The organism is Neisseria weixii (assembly GCF_002327085.1).
GTDB classification, from domain to species: Bacteria; Pseudomonadota; Gammaproteobacteria; order Burkholderiales; family Neisseriaceae; genus Neisseria; species Neisseria weixii.
In genome coordinates this window covers 1306179-1322704 of the sequence record NZ_CP023429.1, presented here as the reverse complement: position 1 = coordinate 1322704, position 16526 = coordinate 1306179, and the positions used below count along the sequence as shown (strand labels likewise).

The 16526-nt window shown below is 48.4% G+C and carries 12 protein-coding genes and 5 pseudogenes; 8 read left to right on the top strand and 9 right to left on the bottom strand.

Features of this window, described 5'->3' with window-relative positions; translation table 11 throughout:
- Positions 1-462: 462 nt before the first annotated feature.
- Positions 463-1688 (bottom strand): annotated as a pseudogene (locus tag CGZ65_RS06760) (D-alanyl-D-alanine carboxypeptidase family protein); the annotation flags it as partial.
- 322 nt (positions 1689-2010) lie between these two features.
- Between CGZ65_RS06760 and ilvA the strand changes: the two are divergent.
- Positions 2011-3537 (top strand): threonine ammonia-lyase, biosynthetic, encoded by a 1527-nt coding sequence (gene ilvA, locus CGZ65_RS06755; protein WP_096295311.1) that lies wholly within the window; start codon positions 2011-2013, stop codon positions 3535-3537.
- Positions 3538-3696: 159 nt separating this feature from the next.
- Here the strand turns inward: ilvA and ung are convergent, their stop codons facing one another.
- Positions 3697-4356, bottom strand: a complete 660-nt coding sequence (gene ung, locus CGZ65_RS06750; protein WP_096295310.1) for a uracil-DNA glycosylase — start codon at positions 4354-4356, stop codon at positions 3697-3699.
- Positions 4357-4499: 143 nt separating this feature from the next.
- Here ung and CGZ65_RS06745 point away from each other — a divergent pair, with 143 nt between their 5' ends.
- On the top strand, positions 4500-4769 hold the full coding sequence (locus tag CGZ65_RS06745; protein WP_095503576.1) for a YihD family protein: 270 nt from the start codon (positions 4500-4502) through the stop codon (positions 4767-4769).
- A 41-nt stretch (positions 4770-4810) separates the two neighbouring features.
- On the opposite strand, the gene CGZ65_RS06740 is transcribed toward CGZ65_RS06745, so the two are convergent.
- Together CGZ65_RS06740 and trpS are read right to left on the bottom strand one after the other, a co-directional pair.
- Complete coding sequence (locus CGZ65_RS06740) at positions 4811-5536, bottom strand: hypothetical protein (RefSeq protein ID WP_123804962.1); 726 nt, start codon at positions 5534-5536, stop codon at positions 4811-4813.
- Between the two features lie 234 nt (positions 5537-5770).
- Positions 5771-6779, bottom strand: a pseudogene (trpS, locus tag CGZ65_RS06735) (tryptophan--tRNA ligase).
- 316 nt (positions 6780-7095) lie between these two features.
- Here trpS and CGZ65_RS06730 point away from each other — a divergent pair.
- Positions 7096-7365 (top strand): bacteriocin, encoded by a 270-nt coding sequence (locus tag CGZ65_RS06730; protein WP_096295308.1) that lies wholly within the window; start codon positions 7096-7098, stop codon positions 7363-7365.
- A gap of 465 nt (positions 7366-7830) precedes the next feature.
- On the opposite strand, the pseudogene CGZ65_RS06725 reads toward CGZ65_RS06730, so the two are convergent.
- Positions 7831-8479: pseudogene (locus CGZ65_RS06725) on the bottom strand (IS1595 family transposase).
- Positions 8480-8928: 449 nt separating this feature from the next.
- On the opposite strand from CGZ65_RS06725, the pseudogene clpB reads away from it, so the two are divergent.
- From clpB to CGZ65_RS13305, 5 genes and pseudogenes are all read left to right on the top strand, one after another.
- Positions 8929-11501 (top strand): annotated as a pseudogene (gene clpB, locus CGZ65_RS06720) (ATP-dependent chaperone ClpB).
- Positions 11502-11653: 152 nt separating this feature from the next.
- Entirely contained in the window at positions 11654-12148 is a 495-nt protein-coding gene (locus tag CGZ65_RS06715; protein WP_096295307.1) for a hypothetical protein, read from the top strand.
- Positions 12149-12357: 209 nt separating this feature from the next.
- On the top strand, positions 12358-12585 hold the full coding sequence (locus tag CGZ65_RS13315) for a hypothetical protein (protein ID WP_198345244.1): 228 nt from the start codon (positions 12358-12360) through the stop codon (positions 12583-12585).
- Positions 12537-12950: a transporter substrate-binding domain-containing protein gene (locus CGZ65_RS13310; RefSeq protein ID WP_232507389.1), complete on the top strand. Its 414-nt coding sequence runs from the start codon at positions 12537-12539 to the stop codon at positions 12948-12950. The genes CGZ65_RS13315 and CGZ65_RS13310 overlap by 49 nt, the downstream gene beginning before the upstream one ends.
- A complete protein-coding gene (locus tag CGZ65_RS13305; RefSeq protein ID WP_198345243.1) occupies positions 12934-13125 on the top strand; it encodes a type 2 periplasmic-binding domain-containing protein in 192 nt (63 codons plus the stop codon). The genes CGZ65_RS13310 and CGZ65_RS13305 overlap by 17 nt, the downstream gene beginning before the upstream one ends.
- Before the next feature lie 157 nt (positions 13126-13282).
- On the opposite strand, the gene CGZ65_RS06705 is transcribed toward CGZ65_RS13305, so the two are convergent.
- From CGZ65_RS06705 to CGZ65_RS06690, 4 genes and pseudogenes are all read right to left on the bottom strand, one after another.
- Positions 13283-14224, bottom strand: coding sequence for a transposase (locus CGZ65_RS06705; RefSeq protein WP_096295306.1), 942 nt, complete (start codon positions 14222-14224; stop codon positions 13283-13285).
- Positions 14225-14335: 111 nt separating this feature from the next.
- Positions 14336-15307: an SPFH domain-containing protein gene (locus CGZ65_RS06700; RefSeq protein ID WP_096295305.1), complete on the bottom strand. Its 972-nt coding sequence runs from the start codon at positions 15305-15307 to the stop codon at positions 14336-14338.
- 24 nt (positions 15308-15331) lie between these two features.
- A complete protein-coding gene (locus CGZ65_RS06695; protein ID WP_096295304.1) occupies positions 15332-15745 on the bottom strand; it encodes an NfeD family protein in 414 nt (137 codons plus the stop codon).
- A 145-nt stretch (positions 15746-15890) separates the two neighbouring features.
- A pseudogene (locus CGZ65_RS06690) lies at positions 15891-16474 on the bottom strand (LysE family transporter).
- Positions 16475-16526 lie beyond the last annotated feature (52 nt).

Here is a 16526-nt window from a genome sequence, read left to right as displayed (position 1 = left end):
TTGTTTACACTTTTTCTTTTTACCTGAAGAGCCATTTGGGGATTGTTGAGTGTTGTCAAGGATTACGAAAGGTACGGCAAAGCCGCATGGTGCTTGATCATACTCAAAAATCCTAAAACAATCATTCAGACAAAAAATAAAAGCCGTTTGCATAAAAATAAAAAATGTAAATAAACCGACGATTTCCTATCTCAGGCCGTCTGAAATATATCTGTTCGGACGGCCCGGTTTCATGGCGAAATCTAATAAAATTTATTTCGCTGCAGAAGCGGCGTTAGGAGCCGTTGCGCTGGCTGTTGTGTTGCTTGGCATGGAAGCAGCAGAAGCAGCTTCAGGCATGGCGGCGGAAGCGGTAACAGATTCTGCGGCTTGTGATGCCGGTGCTGTGGCGGGTTCGCTGGCCGGAGCGGGTGCGGCTTTTGGTTTGTCAGAAGAAGCAGGTTTATCGGTTACGCTGCTGCCGAATGCGGTCTTGAACCACAAGACAATACTGTCCCATGTGCGGCTGAACCAGCTGCCTTCGTCAACGCTGTTGAGCGCGACCACATCTTTTTCCGCCACGACTTCATTGTCTTTCATCAGCTTGAGTTTGCCCAAGATTTGGCCTTTTTCAATCGGCGCCAATACGGGCTGCACGGTTTCTAAAATCGGTTTCAGGCTTCTACCGGTGTTGTGCGGGATGGTGATGTAGGTTTCATCGACAAAACCGATGTTCACGGCGTTGACCGCGCCTTTATACACTTTCACTTGCGAAATGGCTTCGTTGGCATTGTAAAGCTTCGGCGTGTCAAAGGCTTGCAATGCCCAGTTTAACAATTTTCCGCTCTCGGCCGCTCGTGCTTCGGTAGATTCGGTACCGACCACAACCGATACAATGCGGCGGCCGTTGCGTTTACTGGAAGCGGCCAAATTATAGCCGGCGCTTTCGGTATGTCCGGTTTTCAAACCATCGATGTTCGGGTCGCGGTAGAGCAGCAGGTTGCGGTTGGGTTGCTCGATATTGTTGTATTTGAAAGATTTAATCGAGAATACGGGTAGTATTTGGGAAAATCTTTAATCAGTGCGGCCGACAGCAAAGCCAAATCGCTGACGGTGGAAACGTGGCCGTCTGAAGACAGACCGGTCGGGTTGTTGAAATGGGTGTTCTTCATGCCCAAAAGTTTGGCTTCTCCGTTCATTTGTTTGACGAATTCTTCCACCGAGCCGTTGCCCATGGCTTCGGCCAAGGTGATGGCGGCATCGTTGCCGGATTGAATCACCATACCTTTAATCAAATCGCTGACGCTGGCCGGCACATTCGGATTAAGGAACATGCGCGAGCCTTCGATTTTCCAGCCCTGATCGGATACGGTCAGCATTTGGTCGGCTTTTAAGGTACCGTTTTCCAAGGCTTTGAAAGTCAGGTAGGCAGTCATCATTTTGGTTAACGAAGCCGGCTCGATTTGGGTATCGGGATTATTGGAAGCCAAAATTTGATTGCTGTATAAATCTTTGACGATAAAGGCAGTGGCGGCGATTTCCGGTGGAGTGGTCGGGCTGTTGATGCTCGGCATCAAGATTTCCGGCTGCGCGGCGGAAGCGGCTTGGCCGGCCGGCGAGGGTGTGGTGTTGGCCGCAGGTTGCGGCGCGGCCAAGGCGTGGCTGCTTAATAATGCGGCTAAGGTCAGGCTCAATAGCGTTTTTTTCATAACTTAGGTTGTATCAATATTCGTTGGCGTAATGCGTAAAAAGGCCGTCTGAAAAGCTGAATCGTGCAGTTGCGCAAGATTACATCGCAACAACTGGCTAAAAATCAGTAGGACAGAAAGCTGAATATTCAGACGGCCGCTAAAGGACAGCCGCACATTATACCGATTCGGGCTTGATTTGCTAAGATTTTTCTTGCGTTCAGACGGCCTGAGGGGTAAGGTTTTACCTTTTCGCTGTTTTGTTGACAAAGTTTGACGAAGATTTCGACGGCGATGGCTTAGTTATTTTGTAAATGATTGATTCTATATAGAATAGATACCCATGAACGCTCGCCCTTCCTATTCCGATTATCTGATTCGTATTTTGACCGCTTCCGTATACGATGTTGCGGTGGAAACCCCGTTGGAGCCTGCCCGTGGTTTGTCGGGCCGTCTGAACAACAATATCCTGCTCAAGCGTGAAGACTTGCAGCCGGTATTTTCATTCAAGATTCGCGGTGCCTACAACAAAATGGCCAAATTATCCAAAGAGGCCTTGGCCTGCGGTGTGATTGCGGCATCGGCGGGCAACCATGCGCAAGGTGTGGCATTGTCGGCACACCGTTTGGGTTGCCGTGCGGTTATTGTGATGCCGGAAACCACGCCGCAAATCAAAATCGATGCGGTGAAAAACCGTGGCGGCGAAGTGGTGTTGAAAGGCGTGTCGTATAACGATGCTTATGATTACGCAATGGAATTGGCGAAAAAAGACGGTTTGACCTACATCGCGCCGTTTGACGATCCCGATGTGATTGCCGGACAAGGCACGGCAGGCATGGAAATCGTGCGCCAGCGTGCGGATAAGATCGATGCTGTGTTTGTGCCGATCGGCGGCGGCGGTTTGGCGGCAGGGGTAGCGGCGTTTATCAAACAAGTGCGCCCTGATATTAAGGTTATCGGTGTGCAAACCGATGATTCCTGCTGCATGAAGCAGTCGATTGAAGAAGGCAAAATTGTGCCGCTGAAAGATGTCGGCCTGTTTTCCGACGGTACGGCGGTGAAAGTGGTGGGCGAAGAAACTTTCCGTTTGTGCAAAGAATTGCTCGACGGTGTGATTACCGTTGATACCGATGCCATTTGCGGCGCGATTAAAGATATTTTTGACGACACGCGCAGCATTATGGAGCCTGCCGGTGCGCTGGCCTTGGCCGGATTGAAAGCCTACATCGCCCGCAACGGTGTGCAAAACCAAACCTTAATCGCCGTTACCAGCGGCGCTAACATGAATTTCCACCGTCTTCGCCACGTTTCCGAGCGCAGTGAGCTGGGTGAGGGCAACGAAGGCATTTTTGGGGTAACGATTCCGGAGGAGCCGGGCAGCTTCCGTAAGTTTATTGATTTGCTGGGCAACCGCAACATCACCGAATTCAACTACCGCTACGGCAATGAACGCAACGCCCATGTATTTGTCGGCCTGCAAACCGCCGGTTCACGCGATTTGGCAACCATTCACGCTCAGCTCAACCATGCCGGCTTGCCGAATGTGGATTTGACCAACGATGAAATTTCTAAAATCCACATCCGCTACATGGTCGGCGGGCGCACCGACAAAGTAAAAAACGAACGCTTGGTCAGTTTTGAATTTCCGGAGCGCCCGGGTGCATTGGCACGCTTTCTGAACCATATGCAAAGCGACTGGAACATTACTTTGTTCCACTACCGCAACCATGGCGCCGATTACGGCCGCATTTTGGTCGGTATTGACGTGCCGCCTGCTGATGAAGCCGCGTTTAACGAATTTTTAGACAGCTTGGGTTATGTCTATCAAGACGAAACGGGTAACCAAGCCTATCAATTATTCTTGGCGTAAATGTAAAGGCCGTCTGAATGTTCAGACGGCCTTTATAATAGTCGTTTCAAATAAAAATAATACGGCGTTGCCAGCTCCCTTATGTACTACTTGTATACGGCGGTCGCTCTCGCCTTGTCTTATTTCTATTTTAAACGACTAAATTAATCTGTGAATTGATTAAACCTGCCAATCAATTTCCGCCAAGCCTTGCGCCTTTAAATACGCATTGGCTTGAGAGAAATGGCGGCAACCGAAAAAGCCGCGATACGCAGAAAGCGGCGACGGATGGGGCGCGGTCAACACCAAGTGACGGCTGCGGTCGATAAACGCGCCTTTTTTCTGTGCGTGGCTGCCCCACAGCATAAACACAATATGCTCGCGGTGTTCGTTAAGCTGGGCGATTACGCGGTCGGTGAAGCGTTCCCAGCCTAAAGGCGCGTGCGAATGCGCTTGTCCGGCGCGCACGGTCAACACCGTATTGAGCAGCAACACGCCTTGTTCCGCCCAGTGCTGCAAATAGCCGTGTTGCGGAATGTGAAAGCTTTCGATGTCGGTGGCCAATTCCTTATAAATGTTTGCCAAAGAAGGTGGAATCTGAATATCCGGCCGCACCGAAAACGACAAACCATGCGCCTGACCGGCACCGTGATACGGGTCTTGCCCTAAAATCACCACTTTCACCTGATGAAACTCGGTCGCCTTAAACGCATTAAACACATCAGCAGCAGGCGGATAAATTACCCGCCCGGCTTGCCGCTCTTGCTTGACCGTGTCGATAATGTGTCGGAAATAGGGCTGCTCTTTTTCCGCGCCGATGGCTTCGTGCCAAGTTTGCATAATCGTCTGCCTGTAAACACCAATGCCGCGGATTATAGCATTTTCAGACGGCCTGAAGGCTGTTTGAATGTGTTTTTGAACGGCGCCGATAAATCCATTAAAATAAACATAAACCCGCTTTCATTTACCCGAAAGGAAACATCATGCGTTCACACCGATTGCGCGAACTTTTAGAATTGCTCGAGCCTTATTGGAAACAAGAGCCGGAAATGCACTTAACCCAAATTTTGCAGAAAATTGCCGACGAAGCAGGTTTTGACAAGCCGGTTGCCGAGTTGACCGACGAAGTGATTATCTATCATTTGAAAATGCACGGTAAAGACAAAACCGCGCCTGTGCCGGGAATTGCCAAAGATTACCAAGAAGATTTCAAAACCGCATTGCTGCGTGCGCGTGGGATTTTGAAGGATTGAAAAAAGGCCGTCTGAAAATTATTCAGACGGTTTTCTCTAGACTAATCATTTTCACTTGCCGTAATAACTGCAAGCGTTTGGTTATCAGGGTTATATACGCTCAAACACCACACGCCCCACCAATCCAAGCCTTCATCGAAGTAATTGCTGAATAATGAATTTTCTTGGAAATTATCGGCATATGCTTGATGGCTAACCCAGTCCAAAATCTTGGCTTGAGATTGGTTTAATCCACATAAATCGCAGAAATCCAACCATAAAGCCAAACGTGCAGCTTCATCAATGTTTTGCAACTCATAGGGTGGGTGAATGAACTGATGGCAAAGCTGTGTGCCCCGGTTTTGTGTATATTCAACATGGTTTAAAGACATTTCGTCATAAGCTTGTTGAGCCGATAAAGGCGGTAATGGTGCACAAGACATGCGCTCGGGCATTAAGCGTAAAGTAAAGTATGCATCATCGTCTGCCATTTTCTTAAGCAAGCGTTGTTGGTCTTGTTGACGGCTTTTGGGATTGGGATGGGCTCGAATATTGTGTAGCTTATGAAGATTTTCTGTGTGTACATTTTGTCGTAAATCGTCGTATTGCGGACGAATCACGTTTTCAAAAAATGCGGTGACAGCAGCTTGTTGATCAGCTTCTGTGGGCGCAGTTGCTTGAGGCCATTTTTTAACGCTGAATTGAAAAGCGCAACCGGATTGTTGCATTCGATATATTAAATCTTGCTGTTGTGTTGTCATGAATAAGGGATTGTTGTGAAGAAGCATTTTTATTCCTTAAAAAAGCTTTCATGGATAAAAGGCCGTCTGAACATCAAATCGATTGTTCAGACGGCCTGAGACCTTTGCAAAACCCTAGATTTGAGTACAGTTCAAAGTTGTAGCAGCGCAGAAAGCGAAGACATATCACTTAGATAGGCAAGTTTTCGAGCAGCGCACAACGAAGAAATGTACCAAAGATAGGGATTTTGCAAAGGTCTCTGTCTTTGTTATGTTCAAACCTTATTTCAATGCACGGATACCCACAGCATCGCGCACTTCGTCCAGCAACACGCGCGCTTCTTTGCGGGCTTTGGCGGCACCGGCCTGCAAAATCTCTTCGATTTGGGCGGGATTGGCCGTCAGAGCCGCGTAGCGTTCGCGCGGTTCGGCCAATTCGGCGTTGATTTTGGCGGCCAACAGTTTTTTCGCTTCGCCCCAAGCCAAGCCTTCGGCGAGCATTTGGGTAAATTCGGTGGTTTCAGACGGCGTGGCAAAAGCTTTGTAGATTTCAAACAACGGGCTTTCGTCGGGCTGTTTCGGTTCGCCCGGCTCTTTCAGGTTGGTGATGATTTTGTTGACTGATTTTTGGGTTTTCTTGTTGTTTTCCCACAGCGGAATGGTGTTGCCGTAGGATTTTGACATTTTGCGGCCGTCCAAGCCGACCAGCAATTCAACCTGCTCGTCAATTTTCACTTCGGCAGGGTGAACACTTCTTTAAAGCGGTGGTTGAAGCGGCCGGCAATGTCGCGCGCCATTTCGACGTGTTGGATTTGATCGCGGCCGACGGGAACTTCGTTGGCTTTAAACATCAAAATATCGGCGGTCATTAAAATCGGGTAACTGTATAAGCCCATTTCAATTTGGTGGTCTTGGTCTTCTTGGCCGTTGTTGAGATTATCCTGCACGGCGGCTTTGTAAGCATGGGCCCGGTTCATCAGGCCTTTGGCGGTGATACAGGTTAGAATCCAATTGAGCTCCATGATTTCAGGAATGTCGCTTTGGCGGTAAAACGTGGTGCGCTCGGGTCAAGGCCGCAAGAAAGCCAAGTGGCGGCCACGGCTTGGGTGGATTCGTGAATCATTTCCGGATCGTGGCACTTGATGATGCCGTGGTAATCGGCGAGAAACAGGAAAGATTCGGTATCATCGGCTTGCGCGGCGCGGACAGCGGGGCGGATAGCGCCGACATAGTTGCCCAAGTGGGGAATACCGGTGGTGGTGACACCGGTGAGAACGCGTTTCTTGTTCATGGTGTTTCAAACTTTCTTTAAAAGAAAAGGCTTTCAGACGGCCTGAATAACCGAGGCTGTCTGAAAAATGATGGTTTTATCAGATTATACATCCTTCAAAAGCCACAATGTTCAACTTGTTGCACAAGCCAGATTCTTTAAATCATATTTACTCAAATGAAATAAATCAACTAATCGATACCAAACTTTAAAAAAAAAACAGATTAACGCAAAACTATTACCCGATAACAGACTCCTATGGTTTAAGAATTTTAGCAAAATAATTATTTGCTGATTCTTAAATTGTTTTAAACTTTACTCAATAGGAGATTTTACGATGAAAGTATTGAATTCAAATGAGCTGAATCAAGTGTCTGGCGGCTGGGTCGCCAATGCGTTAGGTGCCGCAGCAGGAGCATACGGAGCCGGATACGGCTATCTTGCCGGAGGCGGCAAAGATCCCAACAAATTTTTAGGAGCTGTAGCACTGGGAGGGCTTACTGGCGCAGTAAGTCCTGTGAACGGTATTCGTTCTGCCGCAAAGACAGCAGCTGTCTCATTTGGAGGTAGTGCCGCCACCACTGCAATTGGAAGCCCTTATTTTTAAATAAATGAAAAAAGATTTTCTATTCTTTTTTGTTATTTTGTTGTTAGTTGTTACCATAATAATGGGGTTAAAATACTTATTTCCTGATAGAGATATGTTTTACTGGCAGCTTGGGATAAGCTTAACTGCCGCAGTTATTGTCCGAAAACTGTTCAAATATTAACCCTCAATCTACAGGGAAGAATAATTTAATTCTTCCCTTTCTACAAAATAACTGAGCGTTATATGTCTAAGCATATATTCTTTATTCTCCTTAGAATATTTAGCGTAGTTATCATATTCCATTATCTGTTTGGAAAAATATTAGAAATGCCGCATTAATTTACCTTGAGTATATTCAGTCTCCTGAATTAGTTTCAGACGACTGTTCTAACTGTTAGAAATTATATTTACTTATAAAAAAAACAACAGGATATAAAGCATGTCGGATATACTGTATAAAACCTTAGGGGCTGTCCTAGAGAACTAGGCCAAACTTTCTCTTACCAATTGTTTTAAAATGGACAATTGAGACTTTATTTCACTGTTGTTAAAACGCCATTCGCACTCCTTCAAATACAGTTCAAAATGAACCTTGGAATGCCGTTAAACTTACGCAAATGACGTTTTGCCTGATTCCAAAAGTCCTTAATACCGTTTATATGGTTTCGCCTGTCTGCAAAATGCGTGCTGTGATTGATGCGGAAATGGTTGAATTCGCTGGCATCCGGCACATCATAACTTTTGTAGCAATCCGTATAAACAATGCTGTCGGGCTTAACCCGTTCCCGGATAATCGGCAGCAAAGTAACGGTTTGGTGTTCGGAACGGCTACGGTATAAACCCTGCCGTCTCGCTTTAACAGTCCGGATACCGCTACTTTTCCGGCCGGACCGCGACCGCGCCTGCCTTTTCTGTACCCGCCGAAATAGCTTTCGCCGGCTTCGGCTTCACTGTCGAACATTTCCGAATGCGGGCTGTTTTGGTAAATCAGCAGACGCAAACGGTGAAAGTAGTAAGCGGCAGTATTTCGATGGGTACCTACTAATTCCGCTGCGGTTCCGGCGGTTACTCCAGCAACAAACAGCCCGATTAGCTTTTGTTGTTTTGATTGGCTTAAGCGGCTTTTCTTCATACAGGTTATTTTAAATGTTTTTGAATAACCCTAGTTATCTAGGGAAGCCCCAAACCTTATTTGTCTGCCTGAGCGTTTTACAGATAATGCTTGTCGGCGGAGTCTTGCTTGGAGCATATGTTTTTTACAAACTTGTTATGAAGTTCAGAAAAAACCGATACTGGCCTTTGCATTACAAATAAGTGCGACAGTTGTCATCAGCTATCTTTTTTTCAAAATTATGCAGATACATAAGTAATTGGCTGCATAAATAACGTAAAAAGCCGTCTGAAATATTTTCAGACGGCTTTTTTGTTGTATCTAATAAAAGTTATACACAATTAATAATAATATAAAACAGCAAGTTGTAAATATTTTTTTAAAATAGGTAATTTGGTATTGAGTTATCCACAGATGGCTTTATATATATATAGGGAATAATAGAAATTTCTACGAGAAGGAAACAAAAGATGAGATTCGACAAACTTACCGCAAAATTCCAACAAGCCCTGCAGGAAAGCCAAAGCCTTGCCTTGGCGGCAGACAACGGCTATTTGGAAGCGGGACATGTTTTAAAAGCATTATTAGACGATCAAAACAGCGGCGCGGCGGCTTTGCTGGCACATGCGGGTGTGAATGTGGCGCAGGTGAAAAGTGGCCTGCAAACTTTGCTGGGCAGCCTGCCGAAAATATCGGGCAACGGCGGCGAGATTTTGCCGAGCCGTGAATTGCAGGCGGTATTGAACCTGATGGACAAAGCCGCGATGAAACGCGGTGATGCCTATATTGCCAGCGAATTGTTTTTGTTGGCTTTGGTGCAGCAAAACGATGCTACCGGCAAAGTGTTGAAAAACGCCGGTGCGACCGAACAAAACATCAATGCGGCGATTGATGCCGTGCGTGGGGGACAAACCGTGAATGATGCCAATGCAGAAGACCAACGCGAAGCCTTGAAAAAATATACTACCGATTTGACCCAGCGCGCCCGTGAAGGCAAGCTGGATCCGGTGATTGGCCGCGACGATGAAATCCGCCGAGTGATTCAGGTGTTGCAACGCCGTACCAAAAACAATCCGGTATTGATTGGTGAACCGGGCGTGGGTAAAACCGCGATTGTAGAAGGCTTGGCGCAGCGCATTGTCAATGGCGAAGTGCCGGAATCTTTGCGCGGCAAGCGCTTGCTGGTGCTGGACTTGGCGGCATTGATTGCCGGTGCGAAATACCGCGGCGAATTTGAGGAACGCTTGAAAGCCGTGTTGAACGATTTGGCCAAAGATGATGGTAACACACTGATTTTCATCGATGAAATTCACACTTTGGTCGGCGCGGGCAAAACAGATGGCGCAATGGACGCAGGCAATATGTTGAAACCGGCTTTGGCGCGTGGCGAATTACACTGTATCGGCGCGACCACCTTAGACGAATACCGCCAATATATTGAGAAAGATGCCGCGTTGGAACGTCGTTTCCAAAAAGTATTGGTTGGCGAGCCGAGCGTGGAAGACACGGTAGCGATTTTGCGCGGTTTGCAAGAGCGTTACGAAATCCACCACGGCATCGACATTACCGACCCGGCGATTGTGGCCGCTGCCGAATTGAGCGACCGATACATCACCGACCGTTTCCTGCCCGATAAAGCCATTGATCTGATTGATGAAGCCGCCAGCCGCATCAAAATGGAATTGGATTCTAAACCGGAGCAGATGGACAAACTCGACCGCCGCATAATCCAGTTGAAAATGGAAAAAATGCACGTTGAGAAGAAAGCGACGAAGCCAGCAAAAAACGCTTGGAATTGATCGACGAAGAAATCGACGGTTTGCAAAAAGAATATGCCGATTTGGACGAAATCTGGAAAGCAGAAAAAGCCGCATCGTCAAGCTCGGCCGACCTCAAAAAACAAATCGATGATTTGAAAGTGAAAATCGAGCAGGCCAAACGCAGCGGCGATTATGCCAAAGCGTCTGAGTTGGAATATGGCGAGTTGCCGAAATTGAGCGAGCAATTGGCCGCAGCCGAGAGCAATCCGGAAACCAAAAAAGCCAACAAGCTTTTCCGCACCGAAGTGGGCGCGGACGAAGTGGCCGAAATCGTTTCGCGCATGACCGGCATTCCGGTGGCGAAAATGATGGAAGGCGAGCGCGAGAAATTGCTGAAGATGGAAGATGTATTGCATCAGCGCGTGGTCGGTCAAGACGAAGCCGTGCGTGCCGTGGCCGACGCCATCCGCCGCAGCCGCAGCGGCTTGGCCGACCCGAACAAACCATACGGCAGCTTCTTGTTCTTAGGCCCGACCGGTGTGGGTAAAACCGAGTTGTGCAAAACGCTGGCAGGTTTCTTGTTCGACAGCGAAGACCATTTAATCCGTATTGATATGTCGGAATACATGGAAAAACACAGCATCGCCCGCTTAATCGGTGCGCCTCCGGGTTATGTCGGCTACGAAGAAGGCGGCTACCTTACCGAGCAAGTCCGCCGCAAACCGTATAGCGTGATTTTGCTGGACGAAGTCGAAAAAGCGCATCCGGATGTGTTCAACATCTTGCTGCAAGTGTTGGACGACGGCCGCCTGACCGACGGACAAGGCCGCACGGTTGACTTCAAAAACACCGTGGTGGTGATGACCTCGAATATCGGCAGCCAGCACATTCAGCAAATGGGCACCGCTGATTACGATGCGCTCAAAGAAGTGGTGATGGAAGACGTGAAAGAGCATTTCCGCCCAGAACTGATTAACCGCATTGACGAAGTGGTCGTGTTCCACGGTTTGGCGCAGGAACACATCCGCAGCATTGCCAAAATCCAGCTGCGCGGTTTGGAAAAACGCTTGGCGGCGCAAGACTTGCACTTGCGTGTGTCTGATGCGGCGTTGGACATCATCGCCGAAGCCGGTTTCGATCCGGTATATGGCGCCCGTCCGCTGAAACGCGCGATTCAAGCCGAGATCGAGAACCCGCTGGCCAAAGCCTTGTTGTCAGGCCGCTACGCACCCGAGAGCGTGATCAACGTGACTGCTGACGGCGACCATTTGGCATTTGAATAAACTGAGTTAATTAAGCATTAATTGCTTTAGCAGGCCGTCTGAAAGAGCATCATCTTTCAGACGGCCTTTTTATTTTTTTTAATAAGAATAGATTTCATTATTATTTTAATTTAAGATAAGCACCATAGCGTTTTATCGATGGAGTAGTGCGCATGAAATTCAATTTTCCCATTGCCGTCAATATACACGAATTTCTGAAAACCGGCCGTTTTGATTACATTGAAATCGGCCAGAGCGATGAGCAGATTTTGCAGATGTTCCCCGATCCCGATTGCACGTCGCGGGGCTTAATCGTCAAACAAGGTTTGAGTATTTGGCTTTACGGCAACGTCGAATTTCATTTTTCAGACGGCATATTGAACCAAATCCGCTTGGAACAGCTGCCTTTTGGCAGCTTAGACGGCGGGCGTTCGATTTTGCTGCATCCGTGGCTATTTGGTCAGCCTGAAAAACTGAATTTGAATTTTGTGCTCAAGCAATTAATCCGCCATCACATCGATTTTTTCAAAATTGAAGATGCAGCCAACGTGATTTTGCGCCTGCAAAGCGGTGTGGATCTGGTATTTGAAAAAGACGGGCAGCAGCGTTTGAATACGGTGTGTAAACGCAAGGCGGCATTACCGCAATGGTTGCTGGAGGCCGTCTGAACAAATTTAAATGATATTGAATAGTGAATAAAAGGCGTAAGGCGTTATGGGTTTGACTATTTTTTAAAATTAATTGAAATAATCTACTAAAATAAGAAAGACGATATTTTAATCATTTTTTAAAAACGAAATGAAATTGCTTAAAATGAATTTCTCATCTTTGTGTGCCAAGGTTAAAATAACGCACGAGTAAACCCTAAGGAAAAATGATGAGAAAATTATTGATGGCTGCCGTGTTGTCGGCGTTGGCTGTTCAAGCACATGCCGCTACCGCACCGGATACATTGGCCAAAGTGATGAAAAACAAAGAATTGCTGGTGTGTTCGCCGGGTGATTACAAGCCTTCAGTTTTGACAATAACGGCAGATTTGAAGGCATCGACAACGATTTGGCCGAACGTTTGGCGCAAAGCATGGGCGCGAGAGTCAAGATTGTGAAAAGCAGTTGGCCGACCTTGATTGCCGATTTCAAATCAAAATGTGATTTGGGCGTGGGCAGCATTTCGATTACTTTGCCACGCCAGAAGCAAGCGTTGATGAGCGAACCGTATTTTACTAATGGCAAAACGCCGCTGATGCGCTGCGAAGATGTGTCCAAATACCAAACGGCTGAACAAATCAACCAGCCGCATGTGCGCATTGTGGCCAATCCGGGCGGCAGCAATGAAAATTATGCCCGCACGGTATTGACCAACGCCAAGCTGACCATGCATCCGGAAAACTTGACCATTTTTGATGAGGTGATACAAGGACGGGCGGATGTGTTTGTGACAGGCAGCCGAAGCGATGGTGAAAGCCTATGAACACAAAGGCGTGCTGTGCGGAGTAAATCCTGATAAACCGCTGCGTCCGGCGCAAAATGCTTGGCTGATTCGTGACAACGATTTCCGCTTTAAAGCCTATGCCGACCAATTCTTGCGTTTGGAAAAATTATCCGGCGGATTGGATCAAACCATCCAACGTTGGTTGCCGCGCTAAGTTTCAAATATATAAAAAGGCCGAGACCTTTGCGAAATACCGGCCATCCCATCCAAACGGTTACCTGAACAATCAGGTAACCGTTTTTTCATTTTCAGACGTGTTTCCCGTCCGTATTTCCCCCAATCAGCCCCTTTATCGGGTGCCATTGCCCTTTTCAGGCAGCAGCAGGCACACGAAGCCTGCCGGCTGCCTTTGGCAGGTTCAGGCACACCGCTTTCAAATGGCTTTGCGCCGGCACTTTCCGCAAACCGAAATAACGCGCTCTTTTACAGCCGGATTTCCGGTGTGGCGTACCGAAGGTTTGCCCGGCCGCACAGCGCACTTCCGACAGCTGCGTATTGCGCTGTTTCTCCTGCTCCGTTAAAGGTTTGCCCCGCTGTGCCTTACGCATCATGCCGCCGGACAGCCGTTTGCTTTGCAGATGCTCCCGGTTGGCTTTACTGTCATACCCCTTATCGGCATAGACGGTTGTTCCGGGTGCGGTGCCTTCCGGCAGCGGTTCGAAATGGTTGCACTCACGGGCGTCGGCCGGGGTGAATCTGCCCTCTTTCTTCACCCGGCGCGCATCCTTGTCTTTGCCGGGCAGGGTTTCGGCAGTGATGCCGTTTTCATCGGTTTCGACAGCCTGACGCTGTTTGCCGCCGGCAGTTTGGATGATGGCGGCGTCAATCACTGCTGCCGGGGCTTTCTCTGTTTTTAAGCCTTTTTCGGTCAGCCGGCGGTTAATCAGTTCGGGAAGCCGGGCTAAGGCGTCATCCTGTGCCGGCCGGTTGCGGAAACGGCAGGGGGTGCTGTGGTCGGGTAAGGCGGGTTTATCAAAGCCGCAGAAGAAGCAGAAATCCGGACGGGTAGCCAGACAGCGTTCCGATTCCGGATCGGAAAGGCTGTGCCATTGGCCGGGCAATACGGCTTTGAGCACGGGCGGCAGCGGATAGGCGGGGCGGCCGCGGTGGCCGCGGATGTAACGGGTCTTTTGCCGGTTGGGCAGTTGTCCGGCGGGCTGCCAATCGGGCAGCCGGTTAATTTTGAGCAACGGGCAGCTGTCGGTATGTTTGCTCATCATGATTCGGGCTTGTTGGTGGAAGAAGCTGCTCATAAAAAAACGCCTCTGAATTCTTTAGGGGGAATTTAGGGGAGTTTTGGTTTTTTTGCAAAGGTTTCAGGCCGTCTGAAAATAATTTTTTCAGACGGCCTTTTTATTAAACGATTATTTCAAAATCGATGAAGAATTTTTATTTCCTTCCACAATCTTCAAGCCTGCAGAAACCAAGCTACCGATATCTGCCACGTTGGCCGGCATAATCAAGGTATTGTTTTCTTTAGCCAGTTTGCTGAAGGCTTCGACATATTGTTCGGCCACTTTCAAATTCACCGCTTCATTGCCGCCCGGGTGTTGCAACGCAGCGGCGACAGCGCGGATGGCATCGGCGTTGGCTTCGGCCACCAAGCGCAGGGCTTCGGCTTCACCTTGGGCGCGGTTGATTTGCGCTTCTTTTTGGCCGCGTGATTCGTTAATTGCCGCCTGCATTTCGCCTTCGGATTGTTGGATTTCGGCTTCGCGCTGACCGCTGGCCAAGTTGATTTGCTCGATTTTGCGGCCTTCTGATTCGGCGATGCGGGCGCGTTTTTCACGCTCGGCGGTGATTTGCGCCTGCATAGAGCGCAGAATTTCTTGCGGCGGAACCAAGTCTTTGATTTCGTAACGTAACACTTTTACGCCCCAAGAAGTGGCTGCTTCGTCCAGCGCCGCCACAACGATGCTATTGATTTCGTCGCGCTCTTCAAAGGTTTTATCCAATTCCATGCGGCCGATGACCGAGCGCAGGGTGGTTTGCGCCAATTGGGTGATGGCTATAACGTAGTTGCTGGTGCCGTATGAAGCCAATGTCGGGTCGGTGACTTGGAAATAGATGATGCCGTCGACAGTCAGCTGGGTATTGTCGCGCGTGATACAGACTTGGCTCGGCACATCCAGCGGAATTTCTTTTAACGTATGTTTGTAGGCCACGCGGTCGATAAAAGGAACCAGAATGCTCAAACCGGGATTGAGCACTTTGTGAAAACGCCCCAAACGCTCGACCACATAGGCTTCCTGCTGCGGCACGACCACAAAGGCTTTGAAGCCGAATACAATTACCGCTGCCAAAATCAGAATCGGGAAGCTGTATAAAATTTCCATATTTTATTCCTTAATGTGAATGGATTAATGTAAGTGAATCAATAAAATATTGCCGTTTTTGCCGGTAATCACGCCGGTTTGCGCAGTGGTGGCGGCCAGTGCATTTAAGGCCTGCGCCTGCCAATGTGTGCCGCGGTATATCACTTCGTAATAATCGGTGTGTAAATGGCGCGAAATCTGCACGGTTTGGCCGACATCGAGATCATTGGCAAGGTTTTCAATTTCATCCGGTTTGCGGTGTTTTTGAATCCAACCACGCGCCCACCAAATGCCTAAAGCAGATAAAACGGCGGCGGTTAGAATCGCGGCTACGGTGTTGGCGGTCAACCATGCCACCAAACCTGCGCCGAATAAAGCAGCGCTCACCACCATCAGATAAATCGTGCCGATGAAAAGCTCGAGTATCAGCAGGGTGGCGGCTAAGATAAACCAAATCATTGCGCGTCTCCTTATTATTGTTGTGGTCAAATCAATTAAATGTATCAAATAGCTTTGGAAATTCAAAGTTTTATAGCATATCTTTACATATTCATTCGAAATAAAAAGGCCCTCTGAATGTTTCAGACGGCCCCGTTTGAATCAGTTAGGGAAATAAAGCCTTATAAATCAAGTAGCCACCGAAGCATAGGAAAAAAAAACCGGAAAAATTATCCAAATAGCGGCTGTAGCGGCTGTAAAACCGTTTCACGGCTTGGCCGGAAAACAAAACCGCCAAACCGCTGAAGAAAACGATGGTTTCCACCCAAAGCAGCAGCAAGACACCGGCGATTTGCCACGTTTCGGTGATGTCTGCCAACACCGCCGACATCACGCTGCTGAAATAGACCACGATTTTGGGGTTGGAAAGGTTTATTAGCAATCCTTTTTTCGCTTCGTTTAACGGAGTGGCAGGCTTAGCAACCGCAGCGGCTTCGGCATTGCTGAAATCGGCGTTTTGCCGCACATTCACCATTTTCCATCCCAAATACATCAAATAGCTGCCGCCCAAACACATCAATACGCTGTTGAACATGGGAAGGTTTTCAGCAGCAGCGACAAGCCGAGCATGGTAGCGCTGGCCCAAAACATCACACCGGTGACGATGCCCAATACGGCAAACACGGCATTTTTGCGGCCGTGTAAAGCGGCGGTGCGGGCGATGTAGAAAAAATCGGGGCCGGGGCTCATCATGCCGAGCAGGTGGATGATAATAATGTTCCAAATCATGGGGTTTTTCGTG

Excerpts from the sequence above, each read along its gene's own strand:
- ilvA (WP_096295311.1), top strand. The coding sequence starts at position 2,011 with ATGAACGCTCGCCCTTCCTATTCCGATTATCTGATTCGTATTTTGACC.
- ung (WP_096295310.1), bottom strand. The coding sequence starts at position 4,356 with ATGCAAACTTGGCACGAAGCCATCGGCGCGGAAAAAGAGCAGCCCTAT.
- CGZ65_RS06745 (WP_095503576.1), top strand. The coding sequence starts at position 4,500 with ATGCGTTCACACCGATTGCGCGAACTTTTAGAATTGCTCGAGCCTTAT.
- CGZ65_RS06740 (WP_123804962.1), bottom strand. The coding sequence starts at position 5,536 with ATGCTTCTTCACAACAATCCCTTATTCATGACAACACAACAGCAAGAT.
- CGZ65_RS06730 (WP_096295308.1), top strand. The coding sequence starts at position 7,096 with ATGAAAGTATTGAATTCAAATGAGCTGAATCAAGTGTCTGGCGGCTGG.
- CGZ65_RS06715 (WP_096295307.1), top strand. The coding sequence starts at position 11,654 with ATGAAATTCAATTTTCCCATTGCCGTCAATATACACGAATTTCTGAAA.
- CGZ65_RS13315 (WP_198345244.1), top strand. The coding sequence starts at position 12,358 with ATGAGAAAATTATTGATGGCTGCCGTGTTGTCGGCGTTGGCTGTTCAA.
- CGZ65_RS13305 (WP_198345243.1), top strand. The coding sequence starts at position 12,934 with ATGGTGAAAGCCTATGAACACAAAGGCGTGCTGTGCGGAGTAAATCCT.
- CGZ65_RS06705 (WP_096295306.1), bottom strand. The coding sequence starts at position 14,224 with ATGAGCAGCTTCTTCCACCAACAAGCCCGAATCATGATGAGCAAACAT.
- CGZ65_RS06700 (WP_096295305.1), bottom strand. The coding sequence starts at position 15,307 with ATGGAAATTTTATACAGCTTCCCGATTCTGATTTTGGCAGCGGTAATT.
- CGZ65_RS06695 (WP_096295304.1), bottom strand. The coding sequence starts at position 15,745 with ATGATTTGGTTTATCTTAGCCGCCACCCTGCTGATACTCGAGCTTTTC.